The sequence below is a fragment of the Phycisphaerae bacterium genome (assembly GCA_028714855.1).
In the GTDB taxonomy this organism is placed as follows: Bacteria; Planctomycetota; Phycisphaerae; order Sedimentisphaerales; family Anaerobacaceae; genus CAIYOL01.
Genome location: JAQTLP010000003.1, coordinates 49,752 through 69,123, shown reverse-complemented (window position 1 = coordinate 69,123; position 19,372 = coordinate 49,752). Strand labels below are relative to the sequence as shown.

Below are 19,372 nucleotides of genomic sequence, written 5' to 3'. Positions count from 1 at the left end.
ACGCAACAACCGCGAATAAAATGTTTACACATTCGTCAGTTGCTTCACAGCCGAAGGATAAAAAAACATAATTACACTCTTCAGAAAGGAAAATAAACATGCTTAAAAGAATCGTCGTAATATTTGGTGTTGGCCTGATTTTATCCGCTGCCGTTCCGGGGCACGCGGCGGTAATTTACTCGACCATCCCGGTCAGTAATACTTTCAACCCGACCTATGCCTATGCTATAGGCGGCCCATCCAGCCCGTGGGGCGAGATAGATATCGGAGCGAGATTCACTGTCCCGAATGTAACTGACCTTTACGTTGACACAATCGACGTGGCATTAGACTCATACTCCGTATCAGCCGTTGTTGATGTGACAATTATGACGGATAATTTGGAAAGACCTGGAACAGTCCTTCAGACCGCCCAGTTGACGGCGCCTAATGACGCCGCCATAGTAACCGCCGACTTTGCAAATAGCTTGGTTTTAACTGTAGGCAGCAGTTATTGGGTTTGTGTTTCGGCGCAGTCGAACGGTCAGGTATTGTGGAAATATGCAGCGCCTGCTCTTACTGGCAACTGTCGCTTCAGCAATAACAATTGGCAAACGTCAGGTGGATACAGCGATATGCCCGCTTTCCGCATCAATGGTGTCCCCGAGCCGGCGACGTTACTTCTGCTTGGTTTTGGGGCGATTGGTATATTTCGAAGAAAAAACCATGGACTCCAGGAGGAGAAAATATGAATAAGTATGTTGCAGCTGTTATTGTTGTTATATCTTTCTTGGCTTGTACTGTCTCGTATGGTTCACCGGTGGTTGTCCTGGACCAGTCGCAGGAAACGTATGCCGGCGCCACAGGCGTATATGCGACGAATATTCCCATGCAGACCTTCACGCCGGGCATAAGCGGTAATCTTGACCACGTTGATTTGAGACTGGGTTCCGCCTATCCGACTGTTATTCCGGCTACCGTCTCTATAGTTGAGGTGACGATAGAGGGTGACCCCGTCATTAATTCCCTTGGCTCGGTTACTATTCCGGACATAGGGATGTATGGCGGCTGGACAACATTCGATTTCGCATCGCAGAGCATTTCCCTGACACAGGGCACACTTTACGGATTATACGTCGAAGCGGATGACCCGGATTATCACAGCCCGAATATTTCATGGTATTTTCAAAATACTACTAATCCTTACCCATCGGGCGGATTATGGCTGTTGCAGGACCCCGGCGGATGGCGGCTGTTCAATCTTTCAACCGACAACGCAGACGCGTGTTTCAGAACCTATATGACCCCGGAGCCAACTACAATCGCCCTGCTGGCGGTTGGCCTGTTCTTTATTAGAAAAACCAGAAACTAAAATCTGATTCATTTTTTCCCAAACTTGAAAAAATCGAAGCAATTGACAAGAGTCTTAGTTGTCAATTGCGAGTGTCTCGCCAGAACGCTTTCGGTAAGCTAACTTGAAAATCTTAGTTCGAGAGAGTTAATATTTCCAATCGTTCACCGGCAGAAAATCTTTATTAATTTAATCAACTGTTCGTTTCGAACAATTTGCGCAGGGGGGTAAAAAATTCCCTGCAATTTTCGACCATTTCTGCGCATTTTGTCTCACTTTTGCGTACATTTTTAGCAATCTTTTACAACTTTTTACCATTTTCTACCATTTTAAAACACGAACATGCGCGTTTGGTGCTATCCCATCTTTCCCAATCACCGCATCTTAACACTCCCCAATACGACAATTTTTGCTGTAATCAGCCCTTGCAAGCCGAAGATAAACTCTGAGAAACCCGCTCAGTTTGTATAACCGGTTTTATCTAACTACTTTATAATTAAGTGCTTACAACAACAAAAACTAATTCGCTCCACGAGTATATCGCAGCGGTCGTCGTTATCTTAATGGCCCTCGGCACGGTATTTGTCTTCTCCGCCGGCGTTAATGTCGGTCAGGACCTCGACTTACGAAGATTTTATGATTTTCCAGCCTTAAGACAAATCCTGTTTTTCCCCATTGCCTGCGTGATTCTTTATGCCGTCTCTTTCTTCAATTACCGCAGGCTCGCTTTAACCGCCGGCTGGCTTGAATCTCCGCTTCCCTATCTGTTAGTCATTAGTATAGCGCTGCTTATACTCGTTTTGTTTCCGCAGTTCGGCACAGAGATAAATCAGGCCCGCCGCTGGCTCAGAATCCCAGCCGGGCCGATTACTATAAGTTTTCAGCCTTCAGAGCTGGCAAAATGGGTGCTTATCTTTTTCATTGCTGCGTTTTGCGACAAGTTCAGCGATAGTATGCAGTTATACCGGCAAGTTTTTGTTCCGATTTGCCTTGTCATAGCCGTAGTAGCCGGATTAATAATCATCGAAGATTTCGGCACAGCGGTATTCGTATCGCTTTTGAGTTTTCTGATATTGATAATCGCCGGGGTAAAATGGTGGCATATTCTTACCCCCATACCATTCGCTGTTATTGCTTTTATCGCCGCTTTGCTCCGCTCACCTGCCAAGCTGCAGCGAATCATCGCTTTTCTGAGGCCGGAGGGATTGGCTGACTCGGCTGGTTATCAGGCCAACCAGTCGCTGATTGCGCTCGGCTCTGGCGGATTGTGGGGCAAAGGACTGGGCAAAGGTATTTGCAAATACGGCCATTTGCCGGAAGATACGACTGATTTTATCTTTGCTATCATAGGCGAAGAGCTCGGCTTCATTGGGACCGCGGTGATAATTTTGTTATTCATTATTTTTATTTGGCTGGGAATTCTGGTGGTTGTGCGGTGCCGTGACCGCTTCGGCCAATTATTAGCTGCCGGTATTGTTTTGGCGGTAGGCATCCAGGCGGCTCTGAACATCGGCGTGGTAACGGTTGTGCTGCCGACAAAGGGCATACCGCTGCCGTTTGTAAGCGCAGGCGGAACAAGTATGCTGCTGTCGGCAGTTGCCGTTGGAGTGCTGCTCAATATCGCTAAACAATCCGCCGAAGAGCCCGCTAAAGTCGCCGACGCTCCAAAGTTAGGCAAACAGTTATGGCAAAGGAGCGAGGAAGAATAATGGGAGAAAGATGTTTTTTCTTTGCCGGCGGGGGGACAGGGGGGCATATTTATCCCGCTCTTGCGATAGCGGAAAGAATAATCGCTCTCGAACCGAAAGCGAAGATACATTTTTTCTGCAGCAGCCGTGATATCGATTCGCAAATCCTTTCTGAAACCAGCTTCGAATTTACTGCCTTGCCGGCCTGCGGCTTTTCCATCAGGCCAAGTAAACTGGTCAGCTTTTGCACTTCGTTTCTGGATAGTTTCAAAATTGCCAAACGGGCATTTATTGAAAATGAAAATACTGTTGTAATCGGCATCGGCGGCTTTGTGTCGGCGCCGGTCTGTCTTGCCGCACATAGACTCAAAATTCCAGTTGTGCTTGTGAATGTCGATATCACGCCGGGAAGGTCGAATAAAGCAATAGCCCGCTGGGCAGATAAAATTTTCGTGCAGTTCGAAGATACTAAGCGATGCTTCGGCAAGAATGCGGCTAAGGTGGATGTTGTGGGTTGTCCGCTGCGAAGCGGCTTCGATAATCCGCAGCCGGAAAAGACAATAGAACAACTTGGTCTCGAAAAAGGCAAAAAGATTTTGCTTATAACCGGGGCATCGAGCGGCTCGGAGAATATTAACCAGGCCGTTAGTTCGCTTCTGGGGAATTTGGCAGGCTTCGCGGGCGATTGGCAAATCGTTCATTTGGCCGGACGCGCCAATTTCAAAAAGGTGCAGGAAAGATATGTCGGCGCGAAAACAGCGGCTAAGGTTGTGGATTATTTCGATGATATGCCGGACCTGTTGTCGGCTGCGGATTTGGTGGTCGGCAGAAGCGGGGCGGTCAGTGTGGCTGAATACGCAGCGGCCGGCGTGCCGAGTATTTGTATACCTTACCCGTATCATAAAGACAGGCACCAGTACTTGAACGCGGGCAAGCTCGTCGATGTCGGCGCCGCGGTTATAGTGGATGATGTGCCCCAGCGTGAAGATATGACCAGGCGGCTGTGGGCGGAGTTGGAAGAACTGATGAAAGACGGGGAAAAGCGAAAACAAATGGCGGAGCGCTGCAAGGCCGTCGCGAACAAACACGCCGCTTCCCAAATCGCAGAAAAACTGCTGCAAACAAATGTCGGCTAATAGTTTTTGGTTTTGATGCCATATAGATAACTGACTATATTGTCAATTGAGGATAGTGTGCTTATCCGATCCCTTTCATTGAGTTTTTCATTTAACAATTTGGCAGCAAGATCAACTACATCCTTAAACAACTGGTTATACTGACTATGTAATAAAGTAGGTATAGGAAAATTGCGAAGCGTACTGACTCGATAGGATCGCCAACCTGAACCTAAGGTTGGCATTCGATGTTGAGCCCAAGTCCAGAATACTTTGCTGTTGAGAACAGCAAGTAAAAAATAAGGGTTAACGATTTTTTCATCCGGCCGTATGAGTATGACGCTATTGTTACAGAAAAGATGTTGCCCCTGATCTAAGGCAAAACCGCCGCCGGAGTTAACTGCACTTGCAATAATCTTTGGGCTTCGTGTCACATCAGAAACGTGTTCACTGCGGAATGCATACCAAGGTTGATTATGTTTCAACTTTCTTGAACGGAGATAAGATTGACAGCATTTTAAGTACCTATATGTACAAGGAAATTTTACCCGTAGCTCGTCTTCAGCTATTAGGTTTCCGGCTTCGTCGTATGGGAATATGCACAGCGTTTTAGGTTTCGGAGTGGTATATTCCCTAATATGGCGGCCGCGTAATACTGGCCTTAAAATCGACGATTCCAACACAAATATATCATCCAGAAAACGACTCTCCGCTAATACCTTTTTTGAATCTAAATGATCAACATTTTTTAACAGGAATACTTTGTCTGCTCCTGTTGCCGTACCAAAACGGATCGAGATTGGCAACTTACCGAGTTGAATACCTACCGACTCAATTTTACCCAACAGATTCGCCTCACTTTCAGACTTCAAACTCCAATCTTCTGAAGCACACGCTGTAGCAGACAGTTCCCGAATCTGCAAAAATGCATTGCCATCCTGCTTACCAATTCCGCTTAATTTTCTGCGCAAGCCCCCTCTTCCTTTAACAAAAACGTGCCTTGTAGTATTCCTCTTGGTGGTTTTCTGGAGCATAATTGCAGCAATCTGAGCTGAGGCATTGGGATATAATTTATTGTCCTCGAATTCGATAATTTCACGGATAGCACATTTGTCTGTGATTAATTTGCGAAGTGCGCGACCACTTCCAGATCGCAAAAATGTGTTAGACACACTCATGCTTAAATGGCCCTGATCGACTAATAGTTTAATCGCTCTTTCGATAAAAAGCATATACAGGTCAAACTGTCCCTCTTTTGCCGTTTCATAACTCCGCTTATAACTGTTTACCTTTACAGCGTCCGATTTATAAAGTTCCTGCACCCGGACAAAGGGAGGGCCGCCGATGATTATGTGGTAGGCCTCGTTTTTTAAAGGCTGCTCCTCAAGGAAGTCCCTGCAAATGATATTCTCCACGAGGTTTGGTATCTTTAGGTTTCGAATATCATCATTGCTTATACCTTTGTGGATATAAAAATCCAAAACCGTTAGTAGAAGTAATTTATGTGTCCAGTGAACTGCGCATTCATCTATGTCTATGCCATGAATCATAGATTCAAGAAGTTCAAGGCTTTCCTGTAATGAAAGGCGAGATGATGTTCTGAACCACTCAAGTATAAAGCGAAAAGATGCTATTAAAAAAACTCCATAACCACAGGAAGGGTCAAAAATTCGCAAGTATTTAATCTGCTCTGGTGCTAATTTATGAAAAACCTTCCTAAGGGTATGGAACGCAATGTAATCTACTAGGGCAGCCGGAGTGTAATATATGCCTTTTCCATGGCGGCCTGAGCTTTTTTTGCAAACCGTTTTGTCTGCAACTGGATACTCTAAGCATAATTGGTGAAAGTCGCCCAAGAGAGTAATTAGTATTCGAGAACCATATAAGGTTTCGACAACTTCTGAGATATTATTTAAAGATGATAATTCCACATTTTTTAGAGGCTCTATCATCGGGCCTATCAAACTATTGGGACTAAATACTGCTTTGAGTAGTTTGCAAGATACTTGATTGTAAACCGCCTCACAGAGGTCAAAAGCGGTGGGTTTTTTAATAATTTTTAGAACTTCCTCAACAGTTGGAATCATCGTAGGATATGAACGCCCAACAAAGTCTATGAGCAGAATTGTGGAGAGAAACTCGTCGACCGACCGTTGGACATTTGTCTTATCTGTGTTCTTATCTGTATCACCTGTCCACATCCACAACAAATACTCTCGCCACTTTTGAAGATAAGCAAGGTGGCGTGCAACAATTCTATATGGTGGAGAAATCTGTTGTTCAAGTAAAGGCGGTAGAATAGCCCCAAATTCCAATAAAGAGTTAGCCACTTTTCTCCCTTTCTAAACTGGTTCAAAAATGAATTGACCTTATGTTCTTAGCTAATTTTAGATGTGTTCATGCAGATGATTATTTAACATCAGAGCACGCAGTTGCAGCAGCCGATAGAGTTCTGCATATCCAACGCCTTGAAGGTGTCAGCCTCTTCCATGCATAAACCGATCTGCAAATGGGGCTGCAGTTTTCTTGTCGTATCAACCAGGTATCTGTAGACTTCAATCCTTAATTCTATTGGGAAGCGAATTCGGCCATCTTTGGATTTGTTTTTTTCGAGCATACTTGAGATAGGATTATTCCTGCCCAATTTACGTTCGGTAAGTTGTAAAGCCCCTGAATAGCTGCAGATTTGCCCCAGGGTTATACGAGTAAGTGGTACCGACTCCAAAAGATTCTCTAAAAAGCGGGTGTATATATTTTGCCACCCATCAATAGGAATTATTGGCATTATCACGGCCCGCAAAGGATAGCCTGCATCTGCACATCTTCGCATTGCAGCAATTCTTTCGCTGGGAGATGGTACATTCGACTCAAAAACGGCGGAAATTTCAGAGGGATTTAAACTCCACGAAAGGATGGTCTGGCCTTGATGGTCAATGTCAAGAAGGTTGTCTACATTGGCGCTTTTAGTTAGCAGAATAAGTTTCGCATACTTCTGCTGAGCGAAAAAAGAAACCATCATACGCGAATATCCAGTGAGCGGGTCAAGTGCCAGCCCGTCTTGAAGTTTGCCTAAATAGAAAGCTGTGGGTTCAGATAACTTGGAAGCAACACCGGCAATCTGGCTAAGAATTTCGCCGATATTTACGAATATTTTTACTGTTGGTGAGAATTTTACGCCTGGTGTGCCTGCGAGATAGCAATACTGGCAATCGTAAGGGCAGAAACCGTATGGCGAAAAATGCCAGTAATTTGGACAGGCATTGCTATCTTCATCGCTGAATCTAAGAGCGCTTTTATGTACTCCGAATACTAACGTCTTTTTACCTTTGTAATGCGCCTCCATGGGATCGCAGCCGCCAATATCAAAGCGATTGTGGGGTATGTCAAATCTCTCAATAACCGGTGCTTTAGGATATAGACTGCAAATTGCCTGTATGAAATCGCGCTGTTGTGGGGTTTGACGACTGCCTTTTGTCAGCACTATTGAGTCAGGATTAAAATTAGGAGCCTGCTTTGGCTGATAATTCAGATATAAGGTCTCTGTTGCAAAAAGGTCTGTCATAGTTGAATTCTTATGCCCTAAACTTATATTATCAAGGCAAGAACGACTTTGTTATTCACTTACTTTTATGCTGTTTATCATATGTCCCCTGTTTGGGGATGGTATTATACTCGATAATCCCAATTATTTCAAGAGCTTTCTAGCGAGCAGTTGAGTTTTATTGAGATAATTTAAGCAGTTTATAATCGCAACTAAAGAATCAATCAAATGCGCAGGTACTCTTTTCCTAAAATCCATTTTTTTAAAAAAATTCTTACTCCTTTTCCTATATCGAGTTACTAGCGACTAACGACGAGCGACGATTACATTTTTCGCATCATTCGCGCAAGTCCCTCCAATTATATAAGGCGATACTTCGCCTACCCCCGTCGTTTTACTTCGCCTTTGCGAAGTAGCGGGGGGATAGTTTTGAAAGGAATTCCTAATGAGTGGTTACCAATAACCAAATTAATACTGTTTATAAGTTACTTCTCTTTTTTTTCTCTGTGCCCTCTGTGGCTGCACAGAGATTTTCTGCGCTGACCGGAAAAATCAATCAAAATGAAGTTAATTATGCGAAACGAACCCAATTTCCAAAATGCCAAAAACGAGCTTAACTCTTTGCTCGACAACAACTAACAACTACGAACCACGAACAATGAACTCACAAAAACGAACCCAAACGAAGCCAAATTTTTATCCGGTTGGAGTCTTTTTATGTCCGAATAAAAGTGCGCAAAATGCCCAGACGATGAACAATGGGATTAGCAGCGGCAGGAGGAAAGGAAGAGCAACAGCCACAAGTATAAGCCCCACCATCGCCAGAACGCCCAAAACGACAAGGCCGACGCCGGCGAAGACAAAAGCGAGGAGTATCGCGACAGAAAAGAGGATGACTATTGCCAACATCAATTTCCAAATTCCAATTGCCGGTGCGAGAGGGCCGGTGATGGGCTCTCCGTTTATAACGATAGACACATCAGTTGTTGAACTATATAACACCCATGCGAGCAATAAAATCATCAGGATTACTAAGATTGAAACCAGATTCTTTACCATTGTGCATCTCCTTTTTCAGATTTATTTATCCTGTCTTCGGAGGGAAACTACGCCGAGCAGGAAGGCGGCGGTTCCGATTGACAGTAAAATCAGGCAGGGGGTTACCATTTCCACGAGTGCGAAGTTGCGCCAGATGGCGCCTTCGATGGCGAAGATACTCCATTTAACGGGACTGATGTGGCTGAACGGTCGCAGCCATGACGGCATAAAAATAAGCGGCAACATAGCACCGCCGAGCATACCCATAATCATAAGTATGGACCATCCCGCTGCGCCGACGCTTTGCTCGGTGCGTCCCAATGTGCATATAAACATCATAAGGCCGACAAAGCATAACAGTGTGCAGGTTACCGCGAGGATAAAAAGCGGCAGGCTGCCTATCGGCATTTTGAAAATTGCCCTTGCAAGGGCATAGAGGGCGCAGGTCATCAGGGCACAAGTTATAAAGCACGCGAGGCCTTTACCTGCGAGAATATGAGCAAGTCCAATCGGGCCGACGCGCAAACGCTCAAAGGTTCCATTGGTGCGTTCCTTTACAATCGAAATCGCGAATGTTGATGTGCACATAAGAATTCCCCAGAGCAGGCATTGTGGAAACGTAATCTGGAATGATGCAGTTGGGCCTTCATGTTCTCTGTTTACATCCAGTTTAGCGAAGTTAAGCATTTCGCCGCCAAATCCTGACTTGTAGTCTTTCTCGTTCACATCTTTCAGCAGGGTGTCAAATGAGTCAAAGAAATTGGAGTATAGTGTAGCTTGTTTCGCATCATTTACATCTTTAACATCATCACGCCAGAGGCCAATCTGACTTCTCATCCAATTTCGGTCGGTGGATTTCTCGCCGAGGGCCTCAAATTGCGCCTTGGCGAGAAGCCCCTGAAGATAGCTGCTTTCCATCTTACGCGACGGGTCCGACGCTATCTCTATTTTCGGTTCATCACTATCAAGGAGTGCTTCGAGGCCGTCTCCGAAACCTTTTTTGACAACAACAGCTGCGGCTACTTTACCTTTTCTGACCTGCTCGACGGCCTGGTCACGGCCGGAGAGACTTATTTCCAATGCCTCGTAAGACTGCAGTTTTGATATGTAAGAGTTGGAAAACTCGGAGTTGTCCTCGTTAACTACGGCGATTTTCATCCCCGATGGTTCTTTGCCGGCGCCGGAATATACAGCGCCGAAAAACAGTGCGAACAGGGTAGGAAAAGCAAATACCCAGAAGATGTTGCTTTTATTGCTTATCAGTACTTTCAGGTCTTTGATGGCAAGGAAAAACACTTTCTTCATCAATCTCGAAGCCTCCGCCCGGTTAGGTTAAGAAAGACATCTTCAAGATTCGCGGTTTGGATTTTCAGCGATTGAAGATGTATTCCGCTGCGGTTGAGCATTGCCAGAGATTCCATCGGCCGGGGAGTCTCGAACCTGATTTTTGTTTCTTCAAACTGAATATTGCTGTTACCAACTAACTGCCTTATTTTGTCGAGGTCTGACGGGGGTTTTTCAAATTCAGCCTCAATATGAGACAGGCCTCCGTGTTTGGCGATAAGATTACGGACACTATCCATATCCAGAATTTTGCCGTAGTCAAGAATTGCCACCCTATCGCAAATACGCTCTGCTTCCTCCATATAGTGCGTGGTATAGATAATCGTTCTGCCCTGCTTTTTCATAGCTTCGATAGTATCGAAAATCGAATTGCGGGACTGCGGGTCGACTCCGACGGTAGGCTCATCGAGCAGCAGAAGGGGCGGCTCGTGCAAAAGGGAGCAGACCATATTAAGCCGGCGTTTCATTCCGCCGCTGTATTTGGAGACCTTATCTTTCCTTCGCTGCGTAAGGCCTGCTATTTCGAGGCAATTGCTGACTCGCTCTTTTAACCGCCGTCCGCTTAATCCGTATATCCTGCCGAAGAAGCGCAGATTATCTTCAGCAGAGAGTTCCTCGTATATCGCCAGGGTTTGCGGCACCATCCCCAAAGACAAACGCACCTCGACGAGAGTCGGGTTGGTTTTGCCATTTACTGTAACTACCCCGCTGTCTGGTTTCAGGAGTCCACAAAGCAGCCGAATGGTGGTTGTCTTTCCAGCTCCGTTGGGTCCGAGCAGGCCGAAGGTTTCGCCCCTTTTGACCTCGAAGCTCACATCGTCCAGGGCAACAGTTTTACTGTATCGCTTTTTTAGATTGCAGGCTTTAATCATTTGAAATCACCGAACTTAATAACATATTTTTCTTCAATTGTAAATTATTGTTGGGAAGTCATTTTGTTTTTTATCGAGCCGTTGTGTGTTTCGAGATAGAACTCGGGTAATAGGTTTCGAGAAAGCTGAATATTTTCTCCCAGCTTTCAGGTGCCTCTTGAATGACATTGTGCCCGGTGTTGTAGCTTAGGTGCTCGTAATAGTATGCATACCCCTTTTCTTTGAGTCTTTGCATCATGGACTCGGCCATCTTATAAGAAGGCCAAAGTTCGTCCCTTTTCCCGGAAACAAAAAGAATCGGCGTCTTTGCCTGCTCTATTTTAATCTCACCTTTGGCTGCCTGTGGGCCTGCTATGGCCTGGCTGTAAATCGGCAGGAACTTGCCTGTTCGCATCGCCCTGATTACCGTTTCTTTGCCGCTTACCATCGGTGCAAAAGGAATATCTTTTCCGCCGCGTGACCATGAAGATGTGGATTGTTCCTTGCCGCCGGGACCGCGTATTCCCCAGAATACATGCGAGCTCGGTGCAATTGCCACAACAGCTTTGATATTATGATTCGTTGTCGCCAGCAGCAGGGCGGCCTCGGTTCCCTTCGAACCTGCTATTATTCCCACGCCGTTCGGGTCCACCATCGGCTGTTTGCGCACCCACTCGATCGCATTGTCAAAATACTCCAGCGGGATACTCTGTAGTGTAGGCGGAAGGGCGTCCATGCCGAAGTATGCCAGGACAAGGACAGCGTATCCTCGCTGGATGAGCTCGTTGATTTTATCCGTCTGTTCACTCAGGGCCTTTCCGCCCTCGGCGCCTCCGAGCAGAATCAGCGGTCGCTGGTTCTCGGCATCTTTACAGAAGAAAAAGTCTCCCACTATGCCGTTTTCATTTACAGGTTTTTTCTGAACAGCTACCTCTGCGATGGCGGGAGACGGCGACATGGCGCCGAGCACGACGCAGAAGGCCAAGAGTAAAAACATTATTTGAGGTTTCATTTTTTTGACTGTTCTTCTCCAATTTTATTTTATATTTATCGAGCCGTTGTATGTTTCGAGATAGAGCTTGCCTTCGCCTTTACCTATTGTTCCGGTAAGTTTATTCTTAGTAACTTGTCCGCTTACAGTTATCGGCAAATCGGTATTTATCGAGCCGTTGTGCGTCGAAGCTTCGACTTTAGCCGACAAATTCAGCGGGGCGGTCAGGCTGACGCTGCCGTTGTGGCTGACCATCGACACATTGCATACCGGCGGGGCGGTTGCAGTGTAAAACGCCTTTGCGCTTCCGTTGTGAGTGCGAAGGTATGTATCGCCCGAGGCGTCTTCGCAAGTTATCGAGCCGTTATGTGTTTCGAGCTGTGTATTTCCAGCAACTTCTTTGCAAATTATTTCTCCGTTATGCGTTTTAAGTTCTGTTGTGCCGGATATTTTTTCCGCGGTAACCCTGCCGTTGTGTGTTGCACCTTTGATTTGGCCGGTTAAGTTTTTAATTATCAAAGCCCCGTTGTGTGTAGTGACGTCGGCGCCTGTTTCGGCGGGGACGGTTACATCGAAACTGACACCGATTCTTTGGTAGGGGGTCAATTCGGGCTTTTCGATTTTAGCAGTGAGCTTGCCGCCGGAAGGGACGAGTTTTATTTCCACAGCCTCGGCGAGCAGTTTAGCGTTTTCTTCGGTATCCGCCCAGCCGGTAACAGTTGCCGTGAGGCTGCACTGGGTAACATCGGTGCCGGTGATGTCGATATAGCCATTATGGGTTTGAGTTTCGAAGGTGGTGTCTGGCGACATAGGGGCAGAAAGGGTAACTATCCTTTCGTATTTTGCCTTCGGCTCACAACCATCTGTGCCGCAGCCCATAGCAGCGACAGCAAAACACGACAGGAGAACCAAGAACACCTTTTTGAAATTATCGTTTTTCATTTTTTTCTCCTTTTTAATAACGCTTTCAATAAAGCTGATAAGCCAACAAGTGTTATTCTTTATTATAAATGTTACTGTTTTATTACGATATCATCCTTTTTTTGTCTTTTTTTTAAGCAGTTTTTTCGGTTTGTTATTTACTAATTGCCATTTACTAATTACCATTTATCGATTATCATTCACCAGTTACCAGATATAGTTGAAAGGAGGCCATTATGGCAAAAAAGATGATTCTGGCTGTATTGTTAATAGTCTCATTGAACGTATTGGTGGGTTGCTACGGACCGGACAGCGGCAGGAGCCAGTTTCTGCCGACCACAATGAAGACAGTTTCGGTGGTTGATGCGGGCGAGGCCGATATTATCGAGCATATGGCAACCAGCCGCCTGGCTTACCGGCAATATCTTGAGTCGCTGGTAGCGCACTATAAGAAGGCGGGCGATAATATGAAATTGAAGTGGGCTGAAGATGAGCTCGATAGACTGAATAAAATGCCGCAGTATAGCTATATCATTGAGGCGAGTGTGGCCGGGCCCAATTTGAAAGCGAAAGATTCGATTAATGAGGCGAACTATTTGTATGACGAGGCCTACCGTCTTGAAAAGGCGGCCAAGAGGCTGCTTGTTAAACCTTTTATAGACGAAAATTTATTGCGGGTGGCTCTGGATAAATACAATCAGGTGATAAAGCAGTACTCCACATGTGACAAGATTGATGAGGCGGCATACAGGGCCGGCGGAATTTATGAATATTTCAAGGACTACACCATAGCTCTTTTGTATTACCAAAGGGCGTATCAGTGGGACAATGCTACGGCCAACCCCGTGAGGTATAAGGCGGCGTATATTTTGGACCAGCACCTCCACAGGAGGGCGGAAGCTCTGCCTCTTTATCAGCAGGCCCTCGGAAATGAAAAGCTCAGTAAGGATGAGCAGGAATTTGTGCAAAAACGGATAGACGAGCTGACCAAGAGCGACGAAACTCTCGAAGAGAATAAATGACGTTTGTAGAAAGCTGTATCAGCTTTCCGCCCAAGGGGGGCGGACAAGTTTGCGGTGGAATCTCGGGCCTGGTTGAATATCAGGCCCGTTTTTTTTATGAATAAAAATGCTGCTGGAATTTGAAAAAAAAGTGGCAGGCTTTATAGAAGCGAACGGTCTTTTTGACCCGGCGGATAAAATTTTGTTAGCTGTATCCGGCGGAGCTGATTCGACCGCTCTTTTATATGCCATGTGCGCGACAAAGGCTGAGAAAATCTTAAGGGGTGATATTCTTTGCGCTCATATAAATCATCAGTTAAGAGGCTCAGAAAGCGACGGTGATGAGGCTTTTGTTATTGCGCAGGCAGATAAACTGAACCTGGCTGTAATAACGAAGCGGCTGGATGTGCGAGGGTTTGCCCATAAAAACAAACTATCAATTGAAACGGCCGCGCGCAGATTGCGGATTGAGAGGTTGCTTGATATTGCGAAAACCAATAATTGCAGGTGGGTGGCGACTGCTCATCAAAAAGACGACAATGCTGAAACGATTATACAACGACTGGTTCGCGGGACAGGCTTTCGCGGCCTTGGTGGTATCTGGCCGGTGAGGACATTTGCCGAGGCAATCGGTTTTGTAAGGCCGCTGCTTTGTGTCAGGCGGGATGAGATTGTAGAGTATCTAAGCAAACGGAGCTTAAAATGGCGGGAGGACAGGACGAATGATGATTGTAAATACAGGCGCAACTTCATTCGTCATCGGCTGCTTCCGGTGTTGCAGCAGCAGTGCAAAGGTTCTATCGTAGAGCAATTGACAGAACTATCCCAATCAGCACAAAGGTTTTATAGTTTGGTTTGCAGCAGTGCAGAGAAAATCTGGCCGCAGTCGGCAGATTGTGCTGCGGATAAGGTTACGCTGGATTTGAAAAGTTTTTTGGCTCAGCATCCGGCAGTAAGAGTTGAAATGGCCCGGAGAAGCTTGGTTTATTTGGGAAGCGGCGAGGGGGATTTGACACAGCAGCACTATGAAAGAGTATTACAATTATCACAGCAAAAAACAAGCGGTAAACAAGTCGAATTGCCGGACGGATTCCTGGTTTGGCGCGAATACGGGAAGTTGATTTTTGCTCGTCGCCAGGAAAACGATTCCGCCGAGAAGCGTATCGACAAAGCAGTTGAGTTACAAATTCCTGGGTTGACACAATTCGACAGCTTCTCGGTAGAAGTGACTGTTTTGGAAACCGATAAAAAACGGTTCGAGAAATTTAAACGTGAGAAGTCGAATTTGATTGAGTGGTTTGATTTGGATAATGTAAAGCTGCCGTTAGTTGTTCGCTGCCGTGAGCAGGGGGATAGATTTGTTCCTTTGGGTTTGCGAGAAGAGAAAAAAGTAGGCAAATTCCTGACAGCCGCGAAGACGCCGCAGGAGATACGCGAAAAAGCGATTATTATTGCTGATGCCGAGAGGATAATCTGGGTTTGGCCGGTTAGAATATGTGAGCAGGCCAAAGTCACAAGCGGTACCCGGAAAATCCTTCAATTACAAGTTGCTGACGCTAAAATAGCGGATTAGGTCAATTGTCGGCAATAAATTCTTGACAAGGCGGGGTGTTATCAATAAAGTAGCCGTTTCGTTTGTATTAGAACATTATAAACAGGCTAAAAACCGCATTTAAAGTGTGGCGTAAAGCCATGCCTGAGGGCATATTAAGAAAAGGAGATTTACGAATGGCAACAAAGGTTGCAATAAACGGTTTCGGCCGAATCGGCAGAGCCGTAACAAGAATTCTGATGAGCCGCAAGACGAACCTCGAACTGGTCGCCATCAATGACCTGTCAGACGCAAAGAGTTTAGCGCATCTGTTCAAGTATGATACGGTCGAAGGCAAATGGCAGGGCACAGTGGAAGCAAAGGGCACAGACCTTGTAATAAACGGTAAAACCATCAAGGTACTGGCCGTGAAGAACCCGGCGGAACTGCCCTGGAAGAGTATGGGCGTTGATATCGTCGTCGAATCAACGGGCATATTCACAAAGGCAGAATCCGAAAAGGGCGGGTACGGCGACCATATCAAAGCCGGCGCCAAAAAGGTTGTCCTGACCGTCCCGGCCAAGGATGATATCGAGGCGACAATCGTGATGGGCGTTAACGACAACAAGCTCACCAAGGATATCAAGTGCGTTTCAAACGCAAGCTGCACGACAAACTGCCTTGCTCCGATTGCGAAGGTCCTCAACGATACGTTCGGCATCGAGAACGGTGTTATGACGACCATTCACGCATATACCAACGACCAGAAAGTGGCTGACCAGATTCACAAAGACCTGCGCCGGGCCAGAGCCGCGGCAGCCAATATAATTCCCACCAGCACAGGCGCGGCCAAGGCAATCGGCAAGGTTGTTCCTGAGCTTGACGGCAAGCTGGACGGCTTTGCGATTCGCGTTCCAATTCCGGTCGGAAGCATTGTTGACCTGGTGGTTAATGTAAAGAAGGATGTTACCGTGACTGCTGTGAACGCCGCGATGAAAAAGGCGGCGGATGGCCCGATGAAGGGCATCCTCGTCTATTGCGATGAGCCAATCGTAAGCTCCGATATCGTCAATAACCCGGCTTCGAGCATCTTCGATTCGCTTTTGACAATGGTAAAGGGCAAAACGATAAAAGCCATAAGCTGGTATGACAATGAGTGGGGCTACTCGAACCGCACCGTCGATATTATGGAAAAAATGGCAAAGATGTAAAATTAACGAAAAGGATCTGTCTGTGAAGACAGGTCCTTTTTAATATCATGGCGCATCAATAGCGGGATTTTTTAAAGACAGGACTATATTATGGGCAAAGAACAGCTTGAACAGACACTGGTTCTCATCAAGCCGGACGCCCTTAAGAATTCCATCACAGGATTTATCTTCTCACAGTTTTCGGAATTTCATACAGGAGCGCGTTTTGCCGCCACAAAGGTCGTCAATGTCAACAGGTTCCTTGCGGAAGAGCACTACGCCGAACACAAGGGGAAAGTGTTTTATGAGCCGCTGCTTGAATATATTACCGGGGCGAGTCATTATCCTGAGCAGGAAAAATGGAAACGCAGGGTAATTGCAATTGTCTTTCAAGGCCGCGGTGTCCTGGAAAAAATAAGGTCGATAGCAGGGCCGACTGACCCGCACGAGGCAAGAGAAAAAAGACCCGGCTGTATCAGGGCGCTCGGAACAATGGTGCCAATAAGGGATGCAGACGGCAACGTTATCGGCAGTCGAATGGACAATTTGATTCATACGTCAGCCACGTTCGCTGACGCCGAACGGGAAATCAAGCTCTGGTTTTTACCGCATGACATTCCCCCGCTGATGCGTGCATATCCTACGGAGGTATGCTCTACTTATTATTATTACAAGGACGGCCGGCTTTATGATGTTTATGAGCCGGGCAGTTCGTTTTTACTCGCTCCCGGAGATGTGGTTTGGAAAAGCGACCTGGAGATTCTCCATGCCTATGCCAGGGGCGAACCCGGAAGAGACAGGTTAAACACCGTTGTGGCAAAATATCTTATCAACAAAAGTTAGACCAACAAAGTCACATTTGAAGAAGAAAACACAGGAGCTTATTATGGCTAAGAAAACAGTCACCGATATAAACGTAAAAGGGAAAAAAGTATTGATGCGGGTCGATTTCAACGTTCCGTTGGATGAAAATTGCAATATTACAAGCGATACGCGAATAGTCGCGGCGCTTCCGACAATAAAAACAATCTTTGATAAAGGCGGCTCTGTTATTCTGATGAGCCATCTCGGCAGGCCCGACGGGGAAAAAGTCGCTAAATACTCGCTTGCTCCTGTAGCAAAAAAATTAGGTGAGCTGCTGAAAAAGGATGTTATCTTCGCGAATGACTGCATCGGGCCTGAGGTGAAGAAAAAAGCGGCTGATCTCAAGCCCGGCGATTGTATGCTGCTTGAAAATGTCAGGTTCCATAAGGAAGAGGAAATAAAGGATAAAAACGCAAAGGACAATCCTGCCCTGAGAAAAGCCAAAGACGACTTCGCAAAACAAATGGCGGAACTCGGCGATGTCTACGTCGATGATGCGTTCGGCACAGCCCATCGCGATAACGCTTCGATGTACACCGTTCCCGTTATGATGGAAGGCAAGGACCGGGTCATCGGCTTTCTCCTTGAAAAAGAGCTTAAATTCCTGGGCGATTCTGTGAACAACCCCAAAAGGCCGTTTGTCGCCATCCTCGGCGGTGCGAAGGTCTCCGATAAACTGAAAGTCATCGAAAATCTTATGAAAAAGGTCGACCGCATCCTCATCGGCGGCGCTATGGCATTTACCTTCTTTAAGGCAGCGGGGCTGACAATAGGAAAGAGTCTCTGCGAAAATGACTTTGTCGATAAAGCCAAAGAGCTGATAGCCAGCTCCAAAAAAGGCAAATGTGAATTGGTCATCCCGACCGATTCAATCATCGTTCAGAAAATCGAGGCCAATGCTTCTAATAAAACCGCAGTCGGCAGTATTCCTGACGGGTGGATAGGAGTCGATATCGGCCCTGAGGCGGTTAAACTATTCGTCAAGAATCTCGAAGGCTCAAAAACCGTTGTCTGGAACGGACCTATGGGTGTTTTTGAAATGCCGCCCTTCGATGAAGGCACAAAAGCCGTTGCCCAGGCGGTAGCGAAAGCTACCGATGATGGAGCGACAAGTGTTATCGGCGGTGGTGACAGCGCAAGTGCGATAAAGAAGCTCGGCCTTTCAAAACGCGTCAGCCATGTTTCAACGGGCGGCGGAGCTTCGCTGGAATTTCTCGAAGGCAAAAAATTCGTCTGCCTCGAAGTCCTCGATGAAAAATAATGTCTGGAAATAATCAATGAAAATGCGCCTACCAAAAGCAGGGACAATCGAGATTGCGCCGTCAATATTGAGCGCCGATTTTGCGAAATTGGCCGATGAGCTTGCCGTTATCGAAAAAGCAGGTGCGAAAATGGTGCATCTGGATATTATGGATGGTCATTTCGTTCCTAACATTACCATCGGCCCGCCGGTGGTCGAAAAGCTGCGAAAGCACAGCGAACTCTTCTTCGATTGCCACCTGATGGTTACCGACCCGCGGAAATTCGCCCCTATATTCGTTAAGGCCGGCGCCAACCATTTGACATTTCACATCGAGACTGGGCAGAACCCTGTCGAGCTGATAAAGGCCCTTCACGATATGGGTGCCACAGCAGGTCTGTGCCTTAACCCCGAAACGCCCTTAAAAGCGATAGAAAAAGTCGCTCATCTTTGTGATATGATTCTGGTGCTGACCGTCCATCCGGGTTTCGGGGCGCAGAAGTTTATACCGGAAGCTGCGAAGAAAATTATTAAAATCAGAGAAATCGTAGGCCCCGATATACGCGTGGAAGTCGATGGCGGAATGAACCCTCAAACCGCGCCGCTTGCAGTTTCCTACGGTGCCGATACTATTGTGGCCGGCAACGCAATATTCTCAAAAACCGACCGTATTGCCGCAATAAACGCCATTCGTGATGCCTGTAAGTAATTTTTGTGTTTGAACACA

General features: G+C 46.4%; 17 protein-coding genes. 10 read left to right on the top strand and 7 right to left on the bottom strand.

Annotated elements, in window-relative coordinates; translation table 11 throughout:
* The first annotated feature begins 98 nt into the window (after positions 1-98).
* From PHG53_03240 to PHG53_03225, 4 genes are all read left to right on the top strand, one after another.
* Positions 99-731, top strand: a complete 633-nt coding sequence (locus PHG53_03240) for a PEP-CTERM sorting domain-containing protein (protein MDD5380640.1) — start codon at positions 99-101, stop codon at positions 729-731.
* Positions 728-1,351 (top strand): PEP-CTERM sorting domain-containing protein, encoded by a 624-nt coding sequence (locus PHG53_03235; GenBank protein MDD5380639.1) that lies wholly within the window; start codon positions 728-730, stop codon positions 1,349-1,351. Before PHG53_03240 ends, PHG53_03235 begins: the two co-directional genes overlap by 4 nt.
* A gap of 479 nt (positions 1,352-1,830) precedes the next feature.
* Positions 1,831-3,039: an FtsW/RodA/SpoVE family cell cycle protein gene (locus tag PHG53_03230; protein MDD5380638.1), complete on the top strand. Its 1,209-nt coding sequence runs from the start codon at positions 1,831-1,833 to the stop codon at positions 3,037-3,039.
* Positions 3,015-4,154 carry a UDP-N-acetylglucosamine--N-acetylmuramyl-(pentapeptide) pyrophosphoryl-undecaprenol N-acetylglucosamine transferase gene (locus PHG53_03225; protein MDD5380637.1) on the top strand — a complete coding sequence of 380 codons (1,140 nt, stop codon included), beginning with the start codon at positions 3,015-3,017 and terminating at the stop codon, positions 4,152-4,154. The genes PHG53_03230 and PHG53_03225 overlap by 25 nt, the downstream gene beginning before the upstream one ends.
* Here the strand turns inward: PHG53_03225 and PHG53_03220 are convergent.
* The 7 genes from PHG53_03220 to PHG53_03190 form a co-directional block, all read right to left on the bottom strand.
* Positions 4,151-6,463 carry an N-6 DNA methylase gene (locus PHG53_03220; protein ID MDD5380636.1) on the bottom strand — a complete coding sequence of 771 codons (2,313 nt, stop codon included), beginning with the start codon at positions 6,461-6,463 and terminating at the stop codon, positions 4,151-4,153. The genes PHG53_03225 and PHG53_03220 overlap by 4 nt on opposite strands.
* An 89-nt stretch (positions 6,464-6,552) precedes the next feature.
* Entirely contained in the window at positions 6,553-7,695 is a 1,143-nt protein-coding gene (locus PHG53_03215; protein MDD5380635.1) for a hypothetical protein, read from the bottom strand.
* 675 nt (positions 7,696-8,370) lie between these two features.
* Positions 8,371-8,733 (bottom strand): hypothetical protein, encoded by a 363-nt coding sequence (locus PHG53_03210; protein MDD5380634.1) that lies wholly within the window; start codon positions 8,731-8,733, stop codon positions 8,371-8,373.
* A gap of 21 nt (positions 8,734-8,754) precedes the next feature.
* The gene (locus PHG53_03205; protein MDD5380633.1) at positions 8,755-10,017 is read right to left on the bottom strand and encodes an ABC transporter permease; all 1,263 of its coding nucleotides are present in this window, start codon (positions 10,015-10,017) and stop codon (positions 8,755-8,757) included.
* Positions 10,017-10,928 (bottom strand): ABC transporter ATP-binding protein, encoded by a 912-nt coding sequence (locus tag PHG53_03200; GenBank protein ID MDD5380632.1) that lies wholly within the window; start codon positions 10,926-10,928, stop codon positions 10,017-10,019. Before PHG53_03200 ends, PHG53_03205 begins: the two co-directional genes overlap by 1 nt.
* Before the next feature lie 70 nt (positions 10,929-10,998).
* Positions 10,999-11,919 (bottom strand): acyl-CoA thioester hydrolase/BAAT C-terminal domain-containing protein, encoded by a 921-nt coding sequence (locus PHG53_03195; protein MDD5380631.1) that lies wholly within the window; start codon positions 11,917-11,919, stop codon positions 10,999-11,001.
* 24 nt (positions 11,920-11,943) lie between these two features.
* A complete protein-coding gene (locus PHG53_03190) occupies positions 11,944-12,840 on the bottom strand; it encodes a DUF4097 family beta strand repeat-containing protein (GenBank protein ID MDD5380630.1) in 897 nt (298 codons plus the stop codon).
* A 215-nt stretch (positions 12,841-13,055) separates the two neighbouring features.
* Here PHG53_03190 and PHG53_03185 point away from each other — a divergent pair, with 215 nt between their 5' ends.
* The 6 genes from PHG53_03185 to rpe all read left to right on the top strand — a co-directional run bounded on the left by PHG53_03185 (position 13,056) and on the right by rpe (position 19,354).
* Entirely contained in the window at positions 13,056-13,841 is a 786-nt protein-coding gene (locus PHG53_03185; GenBank protein ID MDD5380629.1) for a hypothetical protein, read from the top strand.
* Between the two features lie 106 nt (positions 13,842-13,947).
* Positions 13,948-15,393, top strand: coding sequence for a tRNA lysidine(34) synthetase TilS (tilS, locus tag PHG53_03180; GenBank protein MDD5380628.1), 1,446 nt, complete (start codon positions 13,948-13,950; stop codon positions 15,391-15,393).
* A gap of 155 nt (positions 15,394-15,548) precedes the next feature.
* Positions 15,549-16,562, top strand: coding sequence for a type I glyceraldehyde-3-phosphate dehydrogenase (gap, locus tag PHG53_03175; protein MDD5380627.1), 1,014 nt, complete (start codon positions 15,549-15,551; stop codon positions 16,560-16,562).
* 90 nt (positions 16,563-16,652) lie between these two features.
* Complete coding sequence (locus PHG53_03170) at positions 16,653-17,384, top strand: nucleoside-diphosphate kinase (protein MDD5380626.1); 732 nt, start codon at positions 16,653-16,655, stop codon at positions 17,382-17,384.
* 43 nt (positions 17,385-17,427) lie between these two features.
* A complete protein-coding gene (locus PHG53_03165) occupies positions 17,428-18,666 on the top strand; it encodes a phosphoglycerate kinase (GenBank protein MDD5380625.1) in 1,239 nt (412 codons plus the stop codon).
* Positions 18,667-18,682: 16 nt separating this feature from the next.
* The gene (rpe, locus tag PHG53_03160) at positions 18,683-19,354 is read left to right on the top strand and encodes a ribulose-phosphate 3-epimerase (protein MDD5380624.1); all 672 of its coding nucleotides are present in this window, start codon (positions 18,683-18,685) and stop codon (positions 19,352-19,354) included.
* Positions 19,355-19,372 lie beyond the last annotated feature (18 nt).